At 63.0% G+C, this 19,896-nt stretch carries 18 protein-coding genes and 1 riboswitch; of the genes, 16 read left to right on the top strand and 2 right to left on the bottom strand.

The genetic code is table 11. The annotated features are described in order from the left end of the window. Window positions 1-4: 4 nt before the first annotated feature. The 16 genes from ACIPUB_RS04155 (at window position 5) to ACIPUB_RS04080 (ending at window position 16,533) form a co-directional block, all read left to right on the top strand. Window positions 5-1,234, top strand: a complete 1,230-nt coding sequence (locus ACIPUB_RS04155; protein WP_407606205.1) for a M20 family metallopeptidase — start codon at window positions 5-7, stop codon at window positions 1,232-1,234. Window positions 1,235-1,258: 24 nt separating this feature from the next. Beyond that, on the top strand, window positions 1,259-2,671 hold the full coding sequence (locus tag ACIPUB_RS04150) for an MFS transporter (RefSeq protein ID WP_407606204.1): 1,413 nt from the start codon (window positions 1,259-1,261) through the stop codon (window positions 2,669-2,671). Between the two features lie 78 nt (window positions 2,672-2,749). Continuing rightward, a complete protein-coding gene (locus ACIPUB_RS04145; protein WP_407606203.1) occupies window positions 2,750-3,502 on the top strand; it encodes an SDR family NAD(P)-dependent oxidoreductase in 753 nt (250 codons plus the stop codon). A 567-nt stretch (window positions 3,503-4,069) separates the two neighbouring features. Then, window positions 4,070-4,164, top strand: a riboswitch (SAM riboswitch). 122 nt (window positions 4,165-4,286) lie between these two features. Then, entirely contained in the window at window positions 4,287-5,093 is an 807-nt protein-coding gene (locus tag ACIPUB_RS04140; protein ID WP_407606202.1) for a methionine ABC transporter ATP-binding protein, read from the top strand. Continuing rightward, window positions 5,086-5,820, top strand: a complete 735-nt coding sequence (locus tag ACIPUB_RS04135; protein WP_302263176.1) for a methionine ABC transporter permease — start codon at window positions 5,086-5,088, stop codon at window positions 5,818-5,820. The genes ACIPUB_RS04140 and ACIPUB_RS04135 overlap by 8 nt, the downstream gene beginning before the upstream one ends. A 48-nt stretch (window positions 5,821-5,868) precedes the next feature. Next, window positions 5,869-7,287, top strand: coding sequence for an NtaA/DmoA family FMN-dependent monooxygenase (locus ACIPUB_RS04130; RefSeq protein WP_407606201.1), 1,419 nt, complete (start codon window positions 5,869-5,871; stop codon window positions 7,285-7,287). 12 nt (window positions 7,288-7,299) lie between these two features. After that, entirely contained in the window at window positions 7,300-8,565 is a 1,266-nt protein-coding gene (locus tag ACIPUB_RS04125; RefSeq protein WP_407606200.1) for an acyl-CoA dehydrogenase family protein, read from the top strand. A gap of 87 nt (window positions 8,566-8,652) precedes the next feature. After that, window positions 8,653-9,525: a MetQ/NlpA family ABC transporter substrate-binding protein gene (locus ACIPUB_RS04120; RefSeq protein WP_407606199.1), complete on the top strand. Its 873-nt coding sequence runs from the start codon at window positions 8,653-8,655 to the stop codon at window positions 9,523-9,525. Between the two features lie 65 nt (window positions 9,526-9,590). After that, window positions 9,591-10,466, top strand: coding sequence for a MetQ/NlpA family ABC transporter substrate-binding protein (locus ACIPUB_RS04115; RefSeq protein ID WP_407606198.1), 876 nt, complete (start codon window positions 9,591-9,593; stop codon window positions 10,464-10,466). 119 nt (window positions 10,467-10,585) lie between these two features. Next, window positions 10,586-11,014 carry a CoA-binding protein gene (locus ACIPUB_RS04110; RefSeq protein WP_407606197.1) on the top strand — a complete coding sequence of 143 codons (429 nt, stop codon included), beginning with the start codon at window positions 10,586-10,588 and terminating at the stop codon, window positions 11,012-11,014. Window positions 11,015-11,099: 85 nt separating this feature from the next. After that, window positions 11,100-11,486: an MmcQ/YjbR family DNA-binding protein gene (locus tag ACIPUB_RS04105; RefSeq protein ID WP_310289904.1), complete on the top strand. Its 387-nt coding sequence runs from the start codon at window positions 11,100-11,102 to the stop codon at window positions 11,484-11,486. 24 nt (window positions 11,487-11,510) lie between these two features. Next, window positions 11,511-11,834, top strand: coding sequence for a putative quinol monooxygenase (locus ACIPUB_RS04100; protein ID WP_407606196.1), 324 nt, complete (start codon window positions 11,511-11,513; stop codon window positions 11,832-11,834). 6 nt (window positions 11,835-11,840) lie between these two features. Next, the gene (locus tag ACIPUB_RS04095; RefSeq protein WP_407606195.1) at window positions 11,841-13,241 is read left to right on the top strand and encodes a DUF1990 family protein; all 1,401 of its coding nucleotides are present in this window, start codon (window positions 11,841-11,843) and stop codon (window positions 13,239-13,241) included. An 84-nt stretch (window positions 13,242-13,325) separates the two neighbouring features. After that, on the top strand, window positions 13,326-13,994 hold the full coding sequence (locus ACIPUB_RS04090; protein WP_407606194.1) for a DNA alkylation repair protein: 669 nt from the start codon (window positions 13,326-13,328) through the stop codon (window positions 13,992-13,994). A gap of 88 nt (window positions 13,995-14,082) precedes the next feature. After that, complete coding sequence (locus tag ACIPUB_RS04085; protein ID WP_407606193.1) at window positions 14,083-14,826, top strand: hypothetical protein; 744 nt, start codon at window positions 14,083-14,085, stop codon at window positions 14,824-14,826. A 39-nt stretch (window positions 14,827-14,865) separates the two neighbouring features. Continuing rightward, window positions 14,866-16,533: an HD domain-containing phosphohydrolase gene (locus tag ACIPUB_RS04080; RefSeq protein WP_407606192.1), complete on the top strand. Its 1,668-nt coding sequence runs from the start codon at window positions 14,866-14,868 to the stop codon at window positions 16,531-16,533. A gap of 38 nt (window positions 16,534-16,571) precedes the next feature. On the opposite strand, the gene ACIPUB_RS04075 is transcribed toward ACIPUB_RS04080, so the two are convergent. Further along, window positions 16,572-17,354, bottom strand: a complete 783-nt coding sequence (locus ACIPUB_RS04075; RefSeq protein WP_407606191.1) for an SDR family oxidoreductase — start codon at window positions 17,352-17,354, stop codon at window positions 16,572-16,574. 345 nt (window positions 17,355-17,699) lie between these two features. Next, window positions 17,700-19,592 carry an FAD-binding monooxygenase gene (locus ACIPUB_RS04070; RefSeq protein ID WP_407606190.1) on the bottom strand — a complete coding sequence of 631 codons (1,893 nt, stop codon included), beginning with the start codon at window positions 19,590-19,592 and terminating at the stop codon, window positions 17,700-17,702. Window positions 19,593-19,896: the final 304 nt, after the last annotated feature.

The following is a 19,896-nucleotide window of genomic DNA, read 5'->3' as shown; positions in this document are numbered from 1 at the left end:
CCGGATGGCTATCGCACCCTTGCGGCCGCTGGAGACCAGCGTGCTGGCCGAGATCGACCGGGCCCGCCTGGTCGAACTGACCGGCGAGTTGATTGCCGCCGGCGGGGAAAACCCCGGTGGCACCGAAGCAGCCACCGTGGCCATCCTGGATCGGGTGCTCACCGGGCTCGGTGCCATGGTGCACCTCGACGAGGTTGCCCCGGGACGGGCCAACCTGACGGCTCATCTCGGCGGCGACCGGACCGGCGGGGGACTGCTTTTCCTGGGTCACAGCGACGTTGTTCCGGCCGGCCACGGCTGGGACGCCGATGCCTTCACGCCACGAGAGAAGCAAGGGCGGCTCATAGGACGCGGCGCGACGGACATGAAGGGTGGCCTGGCCGCGGTGATCGCGGCCATGGCCGCTGTCCATGCGCACCATCCGCAGCTGCCGCTGACCTTGGTATGCACCGTGGATGAGGAAGCCGACGCGATCGGCATCGCACACTACGTGGCCACCGAGCCCGTTGGCTCCTACACGGGCTGCGTGGTCGCCGAACCCACCGACCTGGTGGCGATCGTCGGTTGTCGGGGAGCTGCGAATTTCGGCCTGCAGATCACCGGGGCGAGCGCTCATGCCGGACGCCCTGCCGACGGGGCCAGCGCCATCCAGGCCGCGGCAGAGATCATTGCCGAAATAGGCCAGGACACGAAGCGACTGGCGGCGGCCGCCCACCCGGTGCTTGGGGCCGCAACATGGAATATCGGTACCATCGCCGGCGGACACGGAACCTCGATTGTGCCTGACACCTGCGAAATGAGCCTTGACCGGCGTCTGCTGCCCGGCGAGGACGCGCAGCTTATCCTTGAACAGCTGTTGGATCGCATCCGTGAGCGCCTGCAGACCGCTTCGATGCCGGGGCGCGAGAAGATCACCGTCCGCGGCCAGCTGCAGATGCAGATGCCCGGGTTCCTCACCGACGCGGACAGCGCCGTCGTCACCGGTATCCGCCAGGCGGTCCGCGATGTCTCCGGCGCCGGTGAGCTCGGCATTTGGACAGCCTCGTGCGAGGGCGGCTACATGGCCGAGCACCATCGGGTCCCCACCCTGGTCCTCGGTCCCGGGGAAATCAACACCCAGGCCCATCAGCCAAACGAATCGGTGGGGATCGATGACCTGCTTACCGCCGCCCGCGCGTATGCACTGTTCGCCCTGCGCCACGCCTCAAACAACGCACCGACCCCCTCCCATTAATTAAGGCCGCCAAAGGAGCACACCATGACCAGCCAAACCCAACCGCCTGCCCTGAGACTCGAAGCCGATTTCACCCCGTCAGAACTGAAACAGGCCCGGAAGTCAGTGGCCGGATCGGCAATCGGAAACGCGATCGAGTGGTTCGACTACGGGATCTACGGGTACCTGATCGTGTACATCTCCCAACTGTTCTTCACCTTCGGTGAAGAAGGGGGAACCCTGCCTCGAATCCTCGCCTTTTCCACCTTCGCGATCTCCTTCCTCATCCGTCCGCTCGGTGGCATGGTGCTCGGCCCGCTCGGGGACCGGATTGGCCGCCGGAAGGTCTTGATCTTCACCATTGTGATGATCAGTGTGTCCACCGCCTGCATCGCCGCCTTGCCCACCTTTGACCAGGTCGGCTACCTGGCTCCGGTCTTGCTGGTCCTGCTGCGCATGGTCCAGGGGTTCTCCGCCGGCGGCGAATACGCCGGAGCCGCGGTGTTCATGAGCGAACATGCCCCGGATAACCGCCGTGGATTCTATGGTTCCTTCCTTGAATTCGGCACTCTGGCCGGCTTCAGCGCGGCGGCGATCCTGTGCACCGGGCTGACCCTGGTGGTTGGCGAGGAAGGCATGATGGCTGGCTGGTGGCGGTTGCCCTTCGCATTCACCCTGGTGCTTGGGGGGATTGCATTGTGGATGCGACGCCACCTTGAGGAATCCGAAACCTTTACCGAGGACAGTTCCAAGGACAACGAAGTCAGCACCGCGCCGCAGGCACTGGGAACCTTGTTGCGCAAGTATCCCGGTCAGCTCTTCAAGCTCTTCGGTTTTATCGTGCTGGTCAACGTCGCCTTCTACCTCGTGCTGACCTATATGCCCAGTTACCTGACGACGACCTTGGGACATGGCTCGGTGGAGTCCAACATGACGCTGGTTCTCATCCAGCTGGTGATGATCGCCTTGATCGTGCCGTTGGGGGCACTCAGCGACCGGATTGGACGTAAACCGCTGCTGGTGACCGCAAGCATTGGCTTCGTGCTGCTGTCGGTGCCGGCGGTGCAATTGATGCAGTCCGCCGGATTGTTGGGGCAGATCGTGGGCATCGGCACCCTGGGCCTCTTGCTGGTCATGCTGCTCTCGACGATCTCCTCGACGCTGCCCGCGTTGTTCCCGACTTCGGTGCGCTACTCCGGATTCGCCATTGGCTACAACCTGTCCACGGCCGTCTTCGGCGGCACCGCGGCGGTGGCCAACGAGGCGCTGATCGGTGCGACCGGAAATTCGCTGGTACCGGGGTGGTACCTGATGGCTGCGGGCGTGATCGGGCTGATTTCGGTGCTCACTTTCAAGGAGACCGCGGGGCGTTCACTGCGGGGCAACGTCATTCCGGGCAGCGACGACAAGCAGCGGCGAGAGCTTGGTGAAAGGCTGGTGGGGGCGGGACGCCCCTAAGCGACAGCCGCCCGGGCCAGGAATTGATCGGCCCCGCAAAACAGTAGGACAAACAGCGAAGTGAAGGAGGACAGCGCAGTGGGAGAAAACCAACGCGTCGCACTGGTCACCGGCGCCACCTCGGGAATCGGAATCGAGATTGCCCGACGACTGGTGGCAGATGGCATGAAGGTCGTGGTGACCGGGCGAAATGAGGAACGCGGAAAGCAGATGGCCGAAGAACTCGGCGAGTCCGGCTTCTTCGTGCGGGCCGAACTGACCGCTTCGGGTGCCGCGCAGTCATTGATGGACACGGTGCTCGAACGCACCGGAAGGCTTGATGTTCTGGTGAACAATGCGGCCATTGACCACATCAATTCCTTACTCGACACCCCGGAGGAGGAGGTGCGGGAAACCTTTGAAATCAACACCTTCGCGGCGATTTCCTGCCTCCAAGCTGCGGGGCGGGTCATGCGGGAAACCGGCGGAGGGGCGATCATCAATGTGACCTCGCGGCTGGCAAGCATCGGGGTTCCCACCATGGGGATCTACAGTGCGAGCAAGGGCGCGATGCTGGCGCTGACACGGGCCGCGGCGGTGGAACTTGCACCGCACAACATCAGGGTCAATGCCGTGGCCCCGGGGATGACACGTACCCAGATGTTTGAGGACTGGTTGGCCGGACACGAGGATCCCATGGCCGCGGAGCGAGCGGTCTCCGAAGCGATTCCGCTGGGTCGAGTGGCGCTGCCGGAAGACGTTGCCGAAGCGGTGGGTTATTTTGCCAGTGCCACCAATACTTACGTCACCGGCGTTTCCTTGCCGGTCGATGGCGGCTATTTGGCCAAGTGAGCCAACGACGATGAACCCGCAGTGACCTTCCGCCCACGCGGATCCCGGTACCTGCGGGTTTGTTGTGGGCGGCTGCGGGTCGTCGTGTAAATACCGCGGGCGATCCATGGGGTAACCACGGAAATAGGCCTGTTGGTCGCTGCGCGGTTGCCCGCGGACTTCGGTCTATAGCGATCGGGCATGGTGACGGCCGTGGGTGTCTTTGCCGTCGCGTAATCTTTGTCGGCGCCGCCGGTGGCGCAGCAGAGGGGCACCGATTATTTCGCAAATCCCACGGGTGGCGAACCTTGATGGTGCTCGGACGAGCGTTCACCTATGGGCTGGAATTGGCTGGGCAAGACCGGGGCGCGCTCGTGGTGCGCATTATCAACATGACGCAATCATGAAGCAAGGTAGGGCGGATCGACGCTTCATCTTCCGACTTATGACGGTTCATGAAGCAAATCAAGCGCGAGAATCGTTCTGTGAGTCGATTTGTTTCATAGGAACCCGATTTGTCTTGGTTCGATCGAAGATTCTGCGACACACTTGAACTGTTCGGCGTTGGCAATCGACCAACGCCAACACACACCATCCAGAGCGGCTGAGAGACCTGGCTCGTTGACGCCGCAGCAACCACTCCCGTCCTTGGGATCCGGTGCTACCGCCAGGACCGATGGAGATAGCCAACCTCTGCGCGGTCCGCCGAATACTTTCGTTCTTACGCACGTATTTGACTGATTTGCCATGTCGCGGCGTTCCTCGGGTGAACCGAGAGGAGTAGGACATGATCAGCATTCAAGGCGTGTCAACAGTTTTCCCTCCGGCGGAGGCACCCTTCACTGCGGTGGACAACGTCTCGCTGGAAATCCCGCGGGGCTCGATCCAGGGAATCATTGGATTTTCCGGTGCGGGCAAATCAACGTTGCTTCGCAATATCAATCTCTTGGAGCGCCCGACGAACGGCCGCGTGGTGGTTGACGGTACGGACCTTACGTCGCTGAACGACGAGGAATTGCGCAGGGCTCGGCACCAGATCGGGATGATCTTCCAACATTTCAACCTCCTGAACAACCGCAACGCCGTTGAAAATGTCGAGCTTAGCCTGAAGTTCGCGGGAGTAGCCAAGAAAGAACGCCGCCGCCGCGCCCACGAAGCCTTGGCAATTGTGGATTTGGCTGACAAAGCCAAGGCATATCCGGGACAGCTGTCAGGCGGACAGAAGCAACGCGTGGCCATTGCCCGTGCGCTGGCCACCGAGCCAAAGGTATTGCTTTGCGACGAGCCGACATCAGCCGTGGATCCGCGGACCACTGCGTCGGTGTTGCAGTACGTTTCGGACATCAACGCCCAGTTGGGAATCACCACCGTGATCGTCACGCATGAAATGAACGTCGTCAAGGCAATCGCCGACAACGTCGCCGTCATGGAAGAAGGCCGAGTCGTCGAACAATTCGACATCAGCGCACTTCGGAATCCCTCGTTTACACCGGCGACCGCCATCGGCCGGTACCTCATTTCCGATGACATCACCTTGGACCGCAAGCGCCAGGTCCGCGGCACCGAATCCGCAAGCTTCGGCGCACCTTCGAAGGAGGCCTCCCTTGTCTAAGTTTGCCGCGGCCGTCAGCGTACCTGCTTCCTCCACCAACGGCAGCGGTGCAGCGGCCTTCGACCTCAACCGCGTTATCGAGCTTTGGCCTGAAATTGCCGCGGCAATCGGCCAGACCTTGGCCATGCTCGTCGTGTCCATCCCCATCGCGATCCTGGTGGGAACGCCCTTGGGTATTTGGCTCTATTCAATGGCCCCCCAAGGCCTCCGGCCCCGGCCGAAGCTGCATCGCATTGTCGATGGTTTCGTCAACACCATGCGGTCCTTTCCGTTCCTGATCTTGCTGATCGCGATCATTCCTTTCACCCGGTTCGTCGTTGGAACAACCATCGGTACGGCAGCCGTGATTGTCCCGCTCACGATCAACGCGATTCCCTACTTTGCACGCTTCGTTGAACAGAATCTCACGCAGCTCGGCAGCGGCGTCGTTGAAGCCGCACGGGCCATGGGTGCGACCCGCGGCCAGATCGTCCGCGACGTGTTGCTAGTGGAAGGGAAGCCTGCACTGATTGGTTCGATCACGATCATGACGGTGAGTTTCATCAGTTATTCGGCAATGGCGGGACTGGTCGGCGGGGGAGGCATCGGTGACTTTGCCATCCGTTATGGCTACTACCGATATGAAACAGGCATGATGGTCGTCGCCATCGTGCTGATGATTCTGATGGTCCAAATTGTGCAGATCTCAGGCACCCGCATCGCATCCCGCCTGGACAAGCGACAGTAACCATCGCCCTTCTTGAACCGACCTGCTTCTTTTGGAGAGACCCCAACCATGAGTACTTCACGGCGACCGCGCCTACTGTTGAGCGCCTTCCTGATGAACACCACCAGCCACATCCTTGGTGGCCAATGGCGCCACCCCGAGGCACAACAGCATCGCTTCAACGAGCTCAAGCTCTGGGTGGATCTGGCCAAGGACCTGGAAGCCGCAAAGTTCGATGCAATCTTCCTTGCGGATGTTGTTGGGCTCTACGGCGACCACGACGGGGGCTGGGCATCGCACATCAAACGCGGACTGCAGGTGCCGTCCAATGACCCGCTAGTGCTTGCTTCGGCCCTGGCAGGAGTGACCGAAGAAATCGGCCTGGCCTTCACGTCCTCGGTAATCCAGTCCGATCCCTTCCAGTTGGCACGTCAGCTCTCGACGCTCGATCACCTGAGCAGCGGTCGAGTTGCCTGGAACATCGTGACAAGCGTGCTGGAGAATTCACACCGCAACTTTGGGGCTGACGGGCTAGCCAAACACGCAGACCGCTATGACTGGGCCGAAGAATACGTTCAGGCTGCGTTCAAGCTGTGGGAAGGCTCGTGGGAAGACGGCGCGTTGCTGGCCGACAAAATTGCAGGAATCCACGCTGATCCGGCCTTGGTGAACAAGATCTACCATCGGGGAGAACGCTACTCAATTGACGGCCCGCACCTGTCTTCACCCAGCCCGCAGCGAACCCCCTTTCTTTTTCAAGCCGGGAGTTCTCCACGTGGCAGATCGTTCGCGGCCGCCAACGCGGAAGCAACCTTCCTTTTCGCGCCGAACCCCGAAAACGTTCGCAAGAACTCTGAGGTCATTCGGAAACTGGCAGTTGACGCCGGGCGCGAAGCATCCGATGTGAAAATCTTTGCCGGACTCTCCTTCGTAGTGGGAAGTACGGAAGCAGAGGTCTTGCGCAAGCAAGCTGACTATGACGAGTATCTCGACCTGGACGCCGTGGTTGCGCACATAGGCGGAGGGCTCGGTATTGACCTCGGCGGCAGGCCATTGGACACCCGACTTGGTGAAATCGATACAGAGGGCGGAAAGGGTGTGCTTGAAGCCATTCGCGCTTCGGTTCCGGGGGGCAACCCCACGATTGCCGATCTCGCCCGGTACCGGGCGAAGTCCATGCAGATCTCCGGGACCCCTGAACAAATCGTTGATCAGCTCGAACTGTGGCAGGACGCAGGAACCGACGGCATCAACATCATCAACCAGATTCTGCCTGGCTCCTACACGGATTTCATCGAGGGTGTGGTGCCCGAATTGCGAGCCCGCGGCCTTGCCCAAACCGAATATGCGCCAGGCACGTTGCGCGAGAAGGTCTTTGGGCGACAAGCGACGCTCGAGGCCTCACACCCGGCAGCCGCTTTCCGCGGAGCCTTCACCCAATTCTCGGCAGCCAATGAAAATCGCGCCGCGGTCACAGCAAGTTCCTGAAAGGCATCCAGCATGACCATTACTTTGAAGGCATCCGAAATTGTTGCCGCCGATTATGCGACCCAACACGCGCGATTTGCCGAACTCTTTTCGCGGATTGCCGAAGGCTCCCGGGAACGTGATCTCAAACGCATCCTCCCGTTCGAACAAGTCGCGTGGCTGGATGAAGCGGGGTTTGGAGCGCTGCGGGTACCCCAGGCGTACGGCGGCGCGGGCGTCAGTGTCGAAACCTTTGCGCGCCTTCTCATTGATCTGGCAGCCGCGGATTCGAACGTTGCCCATTTGTATCGATCACACTTTGGCTTCGTGGAATCCCTGCAGTGGCAGGACGAGCCCATTCGACGAAGCTGGTATGAACTCGCGGCCGCCGGAAGAACTGTTGGAAATGCATCCACCGAACGCGGCGGAAATACGCTCGGCCAGCTCAACACGGTGCTGTCCTACGAGAATGAGGCGTGGGTGTTAAACGGTGAAAAGTTCTACACCACGGGCACCATTTTTTCCGACTACACGCGCGTTTCAGCAGCCCTTCAGGGAAAGCCGGGACGTGTGTTTGCGGTCGTTGAAACCAAGTCAGCCGGCGTGAAAGTCATCGATGACTGGGATGGTTTTGGCCAACGGCTGACCGGCACGGGCACCACTATTTTTGAGAACGTCCACGTGGATGCCGTCGACATATTTGGCCGCGAGGCCAGCGGCGCGGAAGCAACCCACGAAGCGTCGTTCTTCCAACTGGTGTTGCTGGCGGTGCTCGCAGGCATCGCCCGCGCTGCCCGGGATGATGCGGCGCAGTCGGTCGCCAAACGGGCCCGCACCTTCAACACCGGATCGGGATTGCCCTTCAGGAACGATCCCCTGGTCCAGGAAACCGTTGGCCGCATCGCCACGAAAGCGTTTACAGCAGAGGCCACCGTGCTGGCTGCCGCGCGAACCCTTGATATCGCCATTGATGCGGCTGTTGGGCAGGAACCAGATGAAAACGGTCATCGCCCAACGACGTTTGAAGGGCATCTGGCCGAATTGGCCGTGGAACAAGCGCAAGTCTCTGTTCCGGAGCTGGCGATCGGCGCTGCGCAGCAACTTTTCGAAACCGGGGGAGCCTCGGCTACCAGCACCTCAAAGGGATTGGACCGCCATTGGCGGAACGCGCAGACTGTGGCAACGCACAATCCAATCGCATTCCGTGCCCGATCGATTGGTGACTACTTCATCAACGGAACCCTCCCGGAGGGTCTTAACGCTATTGGAGATGCGACGACGGTTCCGTCCACCACATAACGTCCGCCTCAGCAGAACTATTACCCATGAAGAACCGCCGGCTCTTCACCGGCCACAAATCATTGCAAATATTTCAGGAGAAGCATCATGCAGCGTCGTACTTTCCTTGCCGGAGCACTTGGTCTCGGTGCATTCGCCTCGCTTACCGCGTGCGGACTAACCGGCGGGGCTTCAACCGCCGCGACCGGCAACAACAAAACCATTAAGTTGATTGTCACCGAGTCGGCCCCAACGCAGGAACCGACTAAAATCGCCCAAAAAATCCTGGAGTCCCAAGGCTGGAAGGTTGAAGCCAAATACGTCACCGACATCGTCCAGCCGAACTTCGCCGTGGCCAATGGCGAATTCGATGCGAACTACTTTCAGCATGCCGCCTATCTTGAGCAATTCACCACCGACAAGAACCTGGAGGTGGAAACCGCGTTCTACATGTACGGATCACCAGCGGGTGTGTACTCGGCGAAACACAAGAGAATCGGTGACCTTCCCGAAGGTGCCAAGATCGCGATTCCCGTGGATCCGTCCAATAACGGACGAGCTTTGGCACTTTTGCAGACGGCCGGGTTGTTGAAGCTGACGGAGGGAAAGAACCTGATTCACCTTTCACAGGCCGACATCTTGGAGAACCCGCGAAAATTCAATTTTGTCGAAGTCGATCAGCAGTCGTTATCCAAGACCCTGCCGGATGTTGACGCGGGCTTCCTTTTCGTTCGCCTCGGCGCAGAAATAGGGCTTAATCCGGAGGATGCCCTTCTCTTTGAAAAGGAAGAGGACGCACTTCCGTTCATCAACCTTGTTGCGGCCAACCCGGGTTTTTCAGCTACGGAAAAGGGTAAGGCGCTTGAAGCGGCTTATCACTCGGACGAGGTCCGTGAGTGGTTCAAGGGCTACCTCAACGGTGCGTTGCCCACTCCGTGGGACCGAGATCCAGCAGCGGATCTAAAAGCCTGGAACGTCTAAGTAAACCGTTGTGTAGTACGCAGACCTGGGGTGTGCGGGCCTCGGCAGAGTTAGGAGAATTGGCAATGGAACGACGCACCTTTATCAAAGGATCCCTGGGCATAAGCGCCTTAACCGGTCTTGCCGTGTTGACAGGCTGTGGCCTTACCGGAAATTCCGCCACGGGGGCAGAGAACATGACCATCAAACTCATCGTCACCGAATCGGCCCCTTATCAGGAACCGACCAAAATCGCTCAGAAGGTTCTGGAATCCGAGGGCTGGGAAGTTCAGGTCAAGTATGTCACTGACATCGTCCAGCCGAACCTTGCCGTAGCGAACGGTGAATACGATGCCAACTATTTCCAGCACGCATCTTATCTCGCCCAGTTCACCAAGGATAAGGACATCGACGTTGAAACGGCTTTCTACATGTATGGATCGCCCGGTGGACTGTATTCCCAGAAGCACAAGACCATCGATGAATTGCCACAGGGTGCCAAGATCGCCATACCCGTCGACCCGGCCAACAATGGGCGTGCACTGGCGCTGCTGGCCAAGGCAGGGGTCCTCAAGGTTGACGAAAACAAGAGCGTGATCCATCTCTCCCAGAATGACATCTTGGAAAATCCGAAGGGCATTTCCTTCACGGAAGTCGACCAGCAGTCGCTCTCCAAGACCCTGCCAGACGTTGACGCAGGCTTCCTATTCGTACGGCTTGGCGCAGAGCTGGGCCTCACGCCACAGGATGCGCTGCTCTTTGAAGAGGATGCCGACGCGCTGCCATTTATCTGCGTCGTAGCTGCCAAGCCTGGATTCGCCGAAACTGAGAAAGGCAAGGCCTTGCAAAATGCCTACCAATCGGATGAGGTTCGAACGTGGTTTAAGAAGTACATTGACGGCGTGCTCCCAACTCCTTGGGACCGCGATCCCGTTGCCGACCGCAAGACCTGGGATAGCTGAGACCGTCACGCACCATTCCTAGAATGTTCGGCATGATTTCCATTCATTCCGAACATTGGATCCGGGCGCAGAATATTCCTACGGTGCGGGCCCCGTACTGTCGCGGTAGCGTTAGGAGCATGAGCAATGAAGAAGGCCAGCGGCACGTCAATGACCCGGCAGTGATTCGTCGACTTCTGCAAACCCCGGCGCGGTGGGCCGTGGTCGGACTGACCAACAACCCGAACCGCGTGGCTCCCGGAGTCTCTCGATTCCTGCAGGATCAACTGGACATGGAAATCATTCCGGTGTCCCTGAGCGGCGAAAGCGTTCTGGGCAACGTTGGGTACAAGCGACTGGGCGAAATCCCGGGGCACATCAACGTTGTGAACTGTTTCGTGAACTCGCAAAAGGTCGGCGACATTGTTGACCAAGCCATCGCCGTGGGTGCCGATGCCGTGTGGTTGCAACTAGGTGTCATCGACGAAGCCGCCGCCAGGCGCGCCAAAGAAGCCGGCTTGGAAGTCGTTATGGACACCTGTCCGAAGATTGAGTACCCCTACCTGTAGTTCCACACGGTTCACCCAAGCCTGTCACCGCGGGGAACCACCGGGGGCGGGCAATTTCCTGCCCACCGGGCTTAGGATTGGCAGCGTGGAATACGAATCATGGCGCGGGATGCTGCTGTCGATGCCAGGCGCCTTCGAGGACTTCCCCTTCGGCGAGGACGCGGCGGTGTTCAAGGTTGCCGGGAAGCAGGGCGGCCGCGCCAAGATGTTCGGGCTGCTGATGCACCGCGGCGGGCAGCTGAACCTGAACCTCAAGTGCGATCCCGCGCTCGCCGAGCAGTTGCGGGCCGCCAACGAGCAGATCACCCCCGGCTACCACATGAACAAAAAGCACTGGAACACCGTGGTGCCGGGGCTGGATGAGGAAACCATGCTGGCGATGATCGAGGATTCCTACGACCTGGTTGTCGCCTCGCTGCCCGCCGCCGAACGCGCGGCGCTGGGCTGGAAGGGCCTCGTAGAGCGCGGATGATCCGGAATCGGTAGGCTGGATGGCATGTACTTCATCGTCGTAAAATTCCAGACCAAGCCCGACTACACCGCCCAATTCATGGACCTGGTGACCCCGTTCACCGAAGCCACCCGCAAGGAGCCCGGGAACCTTTGGTTCGACTGGTCCCGCAGCGTCGAAGACCCCAGCGAGTTCGTGCTCGTCGAAGCGTTCCTGGACGACGATGCCGCCGGCAACCACGTGAACTCCGAGCACTTCAAGGCGGGCCTGGAAGCCATGCGCCCGGCCCTGGTGGCCACCCCGAAGATCATCTCGCGCAAGGTAGAGGGCGATTCCTGGGGCGACATGGGCGAATTGCAGATCGGCTAGACCGAGATGTTCGAGCCACTTCGGCGCAAGCTGCAGCAGACCTTCTCCGCCCAGGAACACTACGATCCGGTGTGGGAACGCGAGCTGGACCGCGGGGATGATGCGGGGTACTTCCCGCACGACTCCGCGGTCTGGGTGGTGCACGGCGGGATGAGCCCGATCGCCGCCGGGATCCGTGCACTGCTGACCCAGGCACTGCATCCCGGGGCGCTGGCCGGGGTGGCCGAACACTCGAAATACCAATCGGATCCGTTGGCCAGGCTTGCAGGCACGATCCGCTGGATCTTCACCCTCACCTACGGCGACACCGCCGCTGCCGACGAGGCCTGCGCCTGGGTGGCCCGACGCCACGAAGCTGTCACCGGGAGCTACATCGCCGGCACCGGGGAAGAACGCGAGTATGCGGCCAACGACCCGGACCTCGCGGGCTGGGTGCACCTGGCCTTCGCCGATGCGTTCCTGCGCAGCCACGAGATCTTTTCCGGCCCCGTCCCGCAGGGTGCCGACGCCTATGTTCGCGAATGGGCCAAGGCGGGCGAACTCATGGGAGTGCCCAACCCTCCGCGCAGCGATGCCGAACTCCGCGAAGCCATCGCCGGCTACGAGGCCCGCGGCGAACTGGCTGGGGGACCCCGGGTAGCCGAGGTCGTCTCCTTCCTGAAAAACCCGCCGCTGGACCCCGCCGTGTTGCCTGGCTACAAGGTGCTCTTCGCCGCAGTTGTCGCCACCCTGCCCGAAAACCACCGGAAGATGCTGGGCCTTTGGCGGCCGACCGCTGGAATGCTCCCGGTGCCCGCGCGCCTCGGCGGGAAGGTGGCACTCGGCCTGGCGGGCCTCGCGCTGGCCAAGCAAGGCCCGGCAGAACTTGCCGCACGCCGCAGGCTTTTTCGCCTCGGAGTGCTCTGCGACCTGAGTTATCCCGAGCCGGGCTTCACCGACTCCGTCCCGGTTCCCGCCGGCTACCGGACGCTGCAGGTGCGCGAGCGCGTGGGCGAGGGCGAAGCGGCCTTCGAAGCGCTGGCGGAGGGAATCATGGGCTGGAAGCTGCACGAGGCCGCCGGCCTGCGGGTGCGCGCCGACACCCCGACGGTCCAATTGGCCAGCCGCGTCAGGCTCGGAATTGGCGTGGGGCCCGCACGCATCGAGGCTCCCTGCCGCGTCGTCCGGCTGATCGAGTCCGGAACCCGGCGTGGTTTTGCCTACGGCACACTGGCCGGGCACCCCGAAACGGGTGAGGAGTCCTTCACCGCGGTGCTGGAGCCCGACGGTTCCGTGCACCTGGAACTGAAGTCAGTGTCCCGGCCATCCGAGGGTTTCCACTGCCTGGCTACTCCCGTCACCGAAGCCGCGCAGGCGCTGGTCACCGGCCGCTATGTGGTGGCTGCTCGCAGGCTAGCGGCGGGCTGAGGCCGGAACCCGGGTGGAACCCACGTCGTTTCGTGGGTGACCTTTCGTAGACTGGGATCCAAACACGAACAGCTGGAGGTTGGAATGCCTGAAACGATGGTTGCCGAGGTGATGGCCGAGCTTGCCGCGCTCGAGGATCCTAAAATGCGCCAGGCGAACGAGAAACGCGGGGACGACCACGGGGTGAATCTTTCCAAGCTGCGGGCGGTTGCCAAGAAGCTGAAGACCCAGCAGGAGCTGGCAGTACGGCTGTGGGCGACGGGTGACACCGCCGCACGGCTGGTGGCGCTGCTGATCTGCCGCCCTAAGGCCTTTGGGCGCGAGGAGCTGGACACCATGCTGCGCCAGGCGCGCGCTCCAAAGGTCCACGACTGGCTGGTGAACTACGTGGTGAAGAAAAGCCCCCACGCCGAGGAACTGCGCGTTGCCTGGAGCGCGGATTCCGATCCCGTGGTGGCGAGCGCCGGATGGGCGCTGACCAGCGAGCGGGTGGCGAAGAAGCCGGAGGGCCTGGATTTGTCGGGCCTGCTCGATGTCATCGAGGCGGAGATGAAGGATGCGCCCGATCGCCTGCAGTGGGCCATGAACCAGGCACTGGCCACCATCGGCATCGAGCACGCCGAACACCGCGCCCGCGCCCTGGACATCGGTGAACGCCTCGAGGTGCTCAAGGACTACCCGACGCCGCCGAACTGCACCTCCCCGTTCGCGCCGACCTGGATCAACGAAATCGTGCGCCGGAAGGAAGGCTGAGACCGGGCGCAACAAATGGGGCATCGGCCCCATGCGCAGGCGCAGCGGCACTCCTACGCTGTGGGTATCGAGCAAGGGGGAGTAAGCCATGGAATCGCGGACACCGCAGGAATATGCACAACGGGCGGAAACCGCCCCGACGCTGCCGCCGGGAGGCGCCGAACGGTTCGCCGGCTACGCGCTCATGGGCATCCCGTTCAGCACCGGGCACGTCCTGGCCTACCGGCGCTTCGCCGCCAGCTCCATCGGCCCGGGCTATCACGCGGTGTGGCTGCGCCGGCCCGACGGACGATGGACCATCTACGCCGACGCCCCGCCGGAACTCAGCTGCTCCCGGTACTTCGGTGCTGCACTGAGCGAATCGGTGGTCGCAAAAGTCACCGGCAACTGGACGGGGCCGGCGAGCCTGGCCATCACGGTCCCGGGAGTCCTTCAATGGCAACTGGAGCTGAAGTCCACGCCGGCCACGGCAGCCCTGTCGGCGGTGGCCCGCGCCATGCCCGTCTCCGTGTGGCGCAGCGAGAAGCTGCTCGGGGCGATGGGCAGGCTGATGGGGCCGCTGTTGCGCTCGGGCAAGATGGGCCTGGCGGGGCTGGTGCCCAATGGACAGTCCTTCCGGGCGCGCCCGCTGCGTGTGTGGATGGTCGGGGCCTCCGCCGCAACCATCGACGGGGAAGACGCAGGGAACCCCCGGCCACTCCCGGTCCAGGAGCACCTCGCGGACTTCTGGCTGCCGCAGCGCGGGGTGTTCGTGGCCGACACCGAGATCTGCTTCCCCTCGACCGAGCCCGCAATGGCTGCAGCTCCCGCCCGGCACGGAAGCACCACGTGAACCACGTGCCCTGGGAAGCGGCCGCCGTAGAATGAAGGCGTGGCGGATCAGGACGCGGGCACCTTCGACCGGATTCCCTCGGACCCGGGGTCCGCGGGCGCGGGTTCCGCGGACCCGGAGTCCGCGGGCGCGCGGTCACGGGACGGGGCTTCGGCCCCGAGGCGCAGCGAACTGCTGGCCGCCCTCTCGCTGGCCATCGACCTGGGGCTCGGCCAGCCCATGGAACACATGATGCGCGCGACCCTCCTGGGGTTGCGGATTGCGACACTGCTCGGAGTCGAAGCGGCGGTGCGCGAGCGGATCTACCACGCAAACCTGCTGGCCTGGATCGGCTGCCACGCCGATAGCTTCGAGTTGGCCGCGCTGTTCGGCGATGACATCGGGTTCCGCTCCGATTACTACCGCATCGATGCCCACGGGTTGCCCATGCTGGCGCTGATGCTGCGCCGCACCGGTGCCGGGCTGCCGGGCGGACAGCGGGCCGTGGAACGCGCCTTGTTTGCCGCGAGGGCCAAGACCGCGGTCAGGGACCTCATTGCCTCGCACTGCACCTCGGCCGGACAGCTGGCTGCGAGGGTGGGTCTGGATCGGCAATTGCCCTCGATCCTCGAGCACACCTTTGAACGCTGGGACGGCATGGGCCTTCCGGCGGGCAGGTCGGGTGCGCAGATTCCCCTGGAGATGCGCATTGCCCAGCTCGCCGACGCCGCTGAGGTCTTCCTGCGCACCGGCGGCGTGGACGCGGCCGTGGCCATGGTCGCGCAGCGCCGCGGCACCCAATTCGACCCGGCGATTGCCGACCTCTTCTGTGCGCGGGCGCGGGATTTGGCCCAGGGGCTGCTGGAGTCCGATCCGTGGCCGGCGGTGCTGGCCTCCGCGCCGAATGACGCGCCGCTGAATGCCGCGGAGCTGGATTCCGTGTTGGAGGCCATGGGCGATTTTGCCGACCTGAAGTCCCCCTGGACGACCGGGCATTCCCGGGCCGTGGCGGGCCTCGTCGCCGACGCAGCGCGCATCCTTGGACTTGGCCCGGGCGAGGCCCAGGTGCTGCGCCGTGCCGGATGGGTCCACGACCTGGGCAGGATGGGGGTGTCCAATGCCGTGTGGGACAAGTCGGAGCCGCTGTCCGCGGTGGACCGGGAGCACCTGGCCATGTACCCGTTCCTGACCGAGCGGATCCTCGCGCGGGTGCCGGGAATGCGGCGGGTGGCCGAGCTGGCAGGAGCGCACCGGGAACGGCTTGATGGCTCAGGTTACCCGCACGGTCGCGGCGGAACCGAGCTGGATCCCGGTCAACGGCTGCTCGCCGCCGCCGAAGCCTACGAAACCTACCTGGAGCCGCGGCCGCACCGGCAGGCGTTGGTACCGCGCGCTGCCGGGGAGCGGCTTCGCGCGGAGGCAGCGGCGGGGAAGCTGGAGAAACGTGCGGTAGATGCGGTCCTGGCCGCCGTCGGAGGCGCCGCACCGCGACGGCGCGGCGGCGGGCCGGGAGGCCTGACCGGGCGGGAGGTCGAGGTCTTGCGGCTGCTCTGCCGGGGGATGAACAACAAGGGCATCGCCGAGGCCTTGGTGATCGCCCCGAAGACCGCACGCAACCACGTGGAACACATCTACCTGAAGACCGGTGCGACAAACCGCGTCTCGGCAACGCTCTTCGCACTCGAGCACGGGTTGTGGGACCGCGGGCACGGCAAGGCCCCGCCGTGAAACCACCGCGGGGCCTGCTGGGGATCCGGTCTTGGGACTCAGTACTTGTAGGACTGCCCGCCGTCGATCGGGATGACCGCCGCATTGATGAACCCGGCGTCGCCCGAAAGCAGGAAGGCGACCAGCTGGCCGACCTCTTCCGGCTTGCCGAAGCGCTTCATGGGGTTCGGCTCGACAAAGGCCTGGCCCACGGCTTCCCAGTTCTCCGGGTCCATCTGCTTGAGAGATCCCTCGACCATGGGCGTCATGATGGCGCCCGGCGCGATGGCGTTGATTTGCACGCCGTACTGGCCATATTCGATGCCGGAGTTGCGCGTCAGGCCGACCACTCCGTGCTTGGCGGCAGCATAGCCGGACTGGTTGCCCACCCCGCGGATGCCGCCGACCGACGCCGTGTTCACGACGGCCCCGGAACCCTGCTCCCTCATGACCTTCAGGACGTGCTTGAGCCCGTAGAAGACGCCGGTGAGGTTGATGGACAGGACCTTGCCGAATTCGTCCGAGCCGAAGTCCTCGGTGGGGTTCTGCTTGCCTTCGATGCCGGCGTTGTTGAAGAAGCCGTCGATGGTCCCGAAGTTTTTGAGGGTTTCGGCGACGTAGTTCTGCACCTCGGACTCGTTGGCGACGTTTGCGGTCACCGAGATGATCTCTGCGTCCGGTGCGATGTCCCGGATTTCCCGCTCGGTTTCCTGCAGCCCGGCGGCGTTCAGGTCGACCAGCGCCAGCTTGCCCTTCTCCTTAGCGATCTGGATGGCTGCGGCACGCCCAAGGCCGGAGCCTGCGCCGGTGATGATGACTGACTTGCCTTCAAATCTCTGCATGGGTGCTTCCTTTCAGTGGGTCCAGCGGGTATGTCCGCCGATATTCATGCAAACACATGTAACTTGCGGATTATTCCTGCGCTTCCGGCGACGGGAGTCCATGCCGGGGGCGCTGCTTCCAACGTATCGCGGGACCATGCCGGGTCTCCGGCTTTCGGCAGATCGAATGAAGGGTTTTGGGGAAGGGATGGGTTGCCGGGAGACGTCGCCGCCGCCAGAACGGGCTGGCACGGCGGACGATCCGCCGGACGCCCTGCAAGGCACGTAGTGCCCGCGACCATCGGCCGCGGGCACTACGTCTGGTGATCCGCTGGTGCGAACCAGGCGGTTCGGTCCGGTTTGTGGCTAGACGCGTGCGCCCGAGTGGATTTGCGCGAAGAACTCGCCCAGCTCGTCGGTCGCGCCCAGCGGCAACACGTTGGCCACGTACTGGTCCGGTCGCACCACCACCACGACGCCGTCGCGGGAGAGCCCGCGCACGTCAAAGATGTCGTTGCCCGGAACCGTTCCGTAGACCTTTTCGTATTCGGTGAGCTTGAACGGGCCGACCTCCGGCTTGAAGACTTTCGGCACCGCGTTGATGTCGATGTCTTCGTGCGGCTGCTGGTAGATGACCTTCACGTCGAACCAGGCGTCGATGTCCAACCCCGCCGGGGTGGCCGCCAGCGGCGACTCGGGCGCGGTGGACAGCCACTGCGCCAGCTCGCCCACCGGGGAATCGGCCCCGGGAACGGAAGGATCGGCGAAGACGTAGATGCGCCAGCGGCCATCGGCGGTGGCGTGGTGGCCCAGCTGCATCGGGTTGGTGTCGCAGACCCGTGATGCCATGGCCGACTTGAAGCGCTTGCCCACCGGGAACCCGGTGGCCAGCTCCTGGTGCACGGCCTCGCCGGTGAGCATGGAGGGCGCGTACTCGGTCATGAAGCCCGCGGGGAATTCGGCGGTGCGCACGTAGAAGTCCTCGAGGTCCGAGGGGTTCTCGAATTCCTCGGGCTTCTTGGCCATCAGCGTCGACCATTCCTTGTCAAAGTCGATGAGGTTCTTCGCCACCACCTGGCGCTCGGCCGAGTAGGTGGCCAGCAGCGACTCGGGGCTGCGGCCCTCAAGCACGTGGGCCAGCTTCCAGCCGATGTTGAAGCCGTCCTGCATGGACACGTTCATGCCCTGTCCGGCCTTGGCGCTGTGCGTGTGGCAGGCATCCCCGGTGATGAACACGCGCGGGTTGCGGGTGCCGCGGTCCTCCGGCAATACGTCGTCGAAGCGGTCGGTGAGGCGATGACCGACCTCGTAGACGCTGCTCCAGGCGACGTTGCGTACCTCGAGCGTGTAGGGGTGGATGATCGCGTTGGCCTGCTCGATGATGTGCTCGATGCTGGTCTTGCGCACGGCGCCGTTGTCGCCCTCGGGCACCACGCCCAAGTCGACATACATGCGGAAGAGGTGCCCGCCTTCGCGCGGGATCAGCAGGATGGAGCCGCCGTCGTGGGACTGGATGGCGCACTTGAGCCGGATGTCGGGGAAATCAGTGGAGGCCAGCACGTCCATGACGCCCCAGGCGTGGTTGGCCTGGTCCCCGGCCATGGTGCAGCCGATGGAGGCGCGGACCTTGGAGCGGGCGCCGTCGGCACCGACGACATACTTGGCGTTCACGATGCGCGTGGTGCCCTCGTCCTCGCCCGCGCTGCGCACCAGGGTGACCTTGACGGGATAATCGCCGCTTTCTGCCACCTCGAGACCCTGGAAGTCCCAGCCGAAGTCGGGGGTAAGGCGGGTGGGCGAGTTCTTGGCGACCTCGGCGAAGTAGTCCAGCACTCGTGCCTGGTTCACGATCAGGTGGGGGAACTCGCTGATGCCCACGGTGTCGTCCAGTGCGCGGCCACCGCGGATGATGTTCTTGGGATTTTCGGTGTCGGGGCGCCAGAAGGCCATCTCTGTGATCCGGTAGGCCTCGGCGATGATGGCCTCGGCGAAGCCGAAGGCCTGGAAGGTCTCGACGCTGCGGGCCTGGATGCCGTCGGCCTGGCCGATCTCCAGGCGTCCGCCGCGGCGCTCCACGATGCGGGTGGTGATGTCGGGGAACTGGGACAGCTGCGCGGCGGTGAGCATGCCGGCGGGGCCGGAGCCGACGATCAGCACGTCGACGTTCTCGGGCAGCTCCTCCGGACGGTCGATGCCGACGCCGGCTGCTGGCTTGATACGCGGGTCACCGGATACGTAACCGTGGTGGTGGAACTGCACGGGCTTTCCTCACTTCGTCGTGTTCTGTCTGCGGCCGCCGCTTCGTGTTCTATATTTGAACACTGGATTCTATAGTCGAACTTTGGCCTGTGATGTAGAACTCTACGGCAAGGCGTTGTGGGTCACAAGTGCGGGACGGGGACAACGCAAAAGACCCGCCCACCTTTAGGTGCGCGGGTCTCGTGGAACTCCCAATTTGCTCCAAATCAGAATTTGGATTTGGAGTAAATCAGGGGCTGGGACCAAAAGTTGCATGTCCGATCCACATGTCTCCGAAAATGGGAGTGGGCAGTAGAAGATCTGT

It is taken from the genome of Paeniglutamicibacter sp. ORCA_105, from assembly GCF_045798545.1.
Taxonomy (GTDB): Bacteria; Actinomycetota; Actinomycetes; order Actinomycetales; family Micrococcaceae; genus Paeniglutamicibacter; species Paeniglutamicibacter sulfureus.
Note: the sequence above shows the minus strand (reverse complement) of the source record. Positions and strands in the feature narration are given on the sequence as shown.

Bases quoted from the DNA above. Each gene is read 5' to 3' on its own strand.
- ACIPUB_RS04155 (WP_407606205.1), top strand. From the start codon at position 5: ATGGCTATCGCACCCTTGCGGCCGCTGGAGACCAGCGTGCTGGCCGAG.
- ACIPUB_RS04095 (WP_407606195.1), top strand. From the start codon at position 11,841: ATGTTCGAGCCACTTCGGCGCAAGCTGCAGCAGACCTTCTCCGCCCAG.
- ACIPUB_RS04090 (WP_407606194.1), top strand. From the start codon at position 13,326: ATGCCTGAAACGATGGTTGCCGAGGTGATGGCCGAGCTTGCCGCGCTC.
- ACIPUB_RS04125 (WP_407606200.1), top strand. From the start codon at position 7,300: ATGACCATTACTTTGAAGGCATCCGAAATTGTTGCCGCCGATTATGCG.
- ACIPUB_RS04150 (WP_407606204.1), top strand. From the start codon at position 1,259: ATGACCAGCCAAACCCAACCGCCTGCCCTGAGACTCGAAGCCGATTTC.
- ACIPUB_RS04100 (WP_407606196.1), top strand. From the start codon at position 11,511: ATGTACTTCATCGTCGTAAAATTCCAGACCAAGCCCGACTACACCGCC.
- ACIPUB_RS04120 (WP_407606199.1), top strand. From the start codon at position 8,653: ATGCAGCGTCGTACTTTCCTTGCCGGAGCACTTGGTCTCGGTGCATTC.
- ACIPUB_RS04085 (WP_407606193.1), top strand. From the start codon at position 14,083: ATGGAATCGCGGACACCGCAGGAATATGCACAACGGGCGGAAACCGCC.
- ACIPUB_RS04115 (WP_407606198.1), top strand. From the start codon at position 9,591: ATGGAACGACGCACCTTTATCAAAGGATCCCTGGGCATAAGCGCCTTA.
- ACIPUB_RS04110 (WP_407606197.1), top strand. From the start codon at position 10,586: ATGAGCAATGAAGAAGGCCAGCGGCACGTCAATGACCCGGCAGTGATT.
- ACIPUB_RS04075 (WP_407606191.1), bottom strand. From the start codon at position 17,354: ATGCAGAGATTTGAAGGCAAGTCAGTCATCATCACCGGCGCAGGCTCC.
- ACIPUB_RS04130 (WP_407606201.1), top strand. From the start codon at position 5,869: ATGAGTACTTCACGGCGACCGCGCCTACTGTTGAGCGCCTTCCTGATG.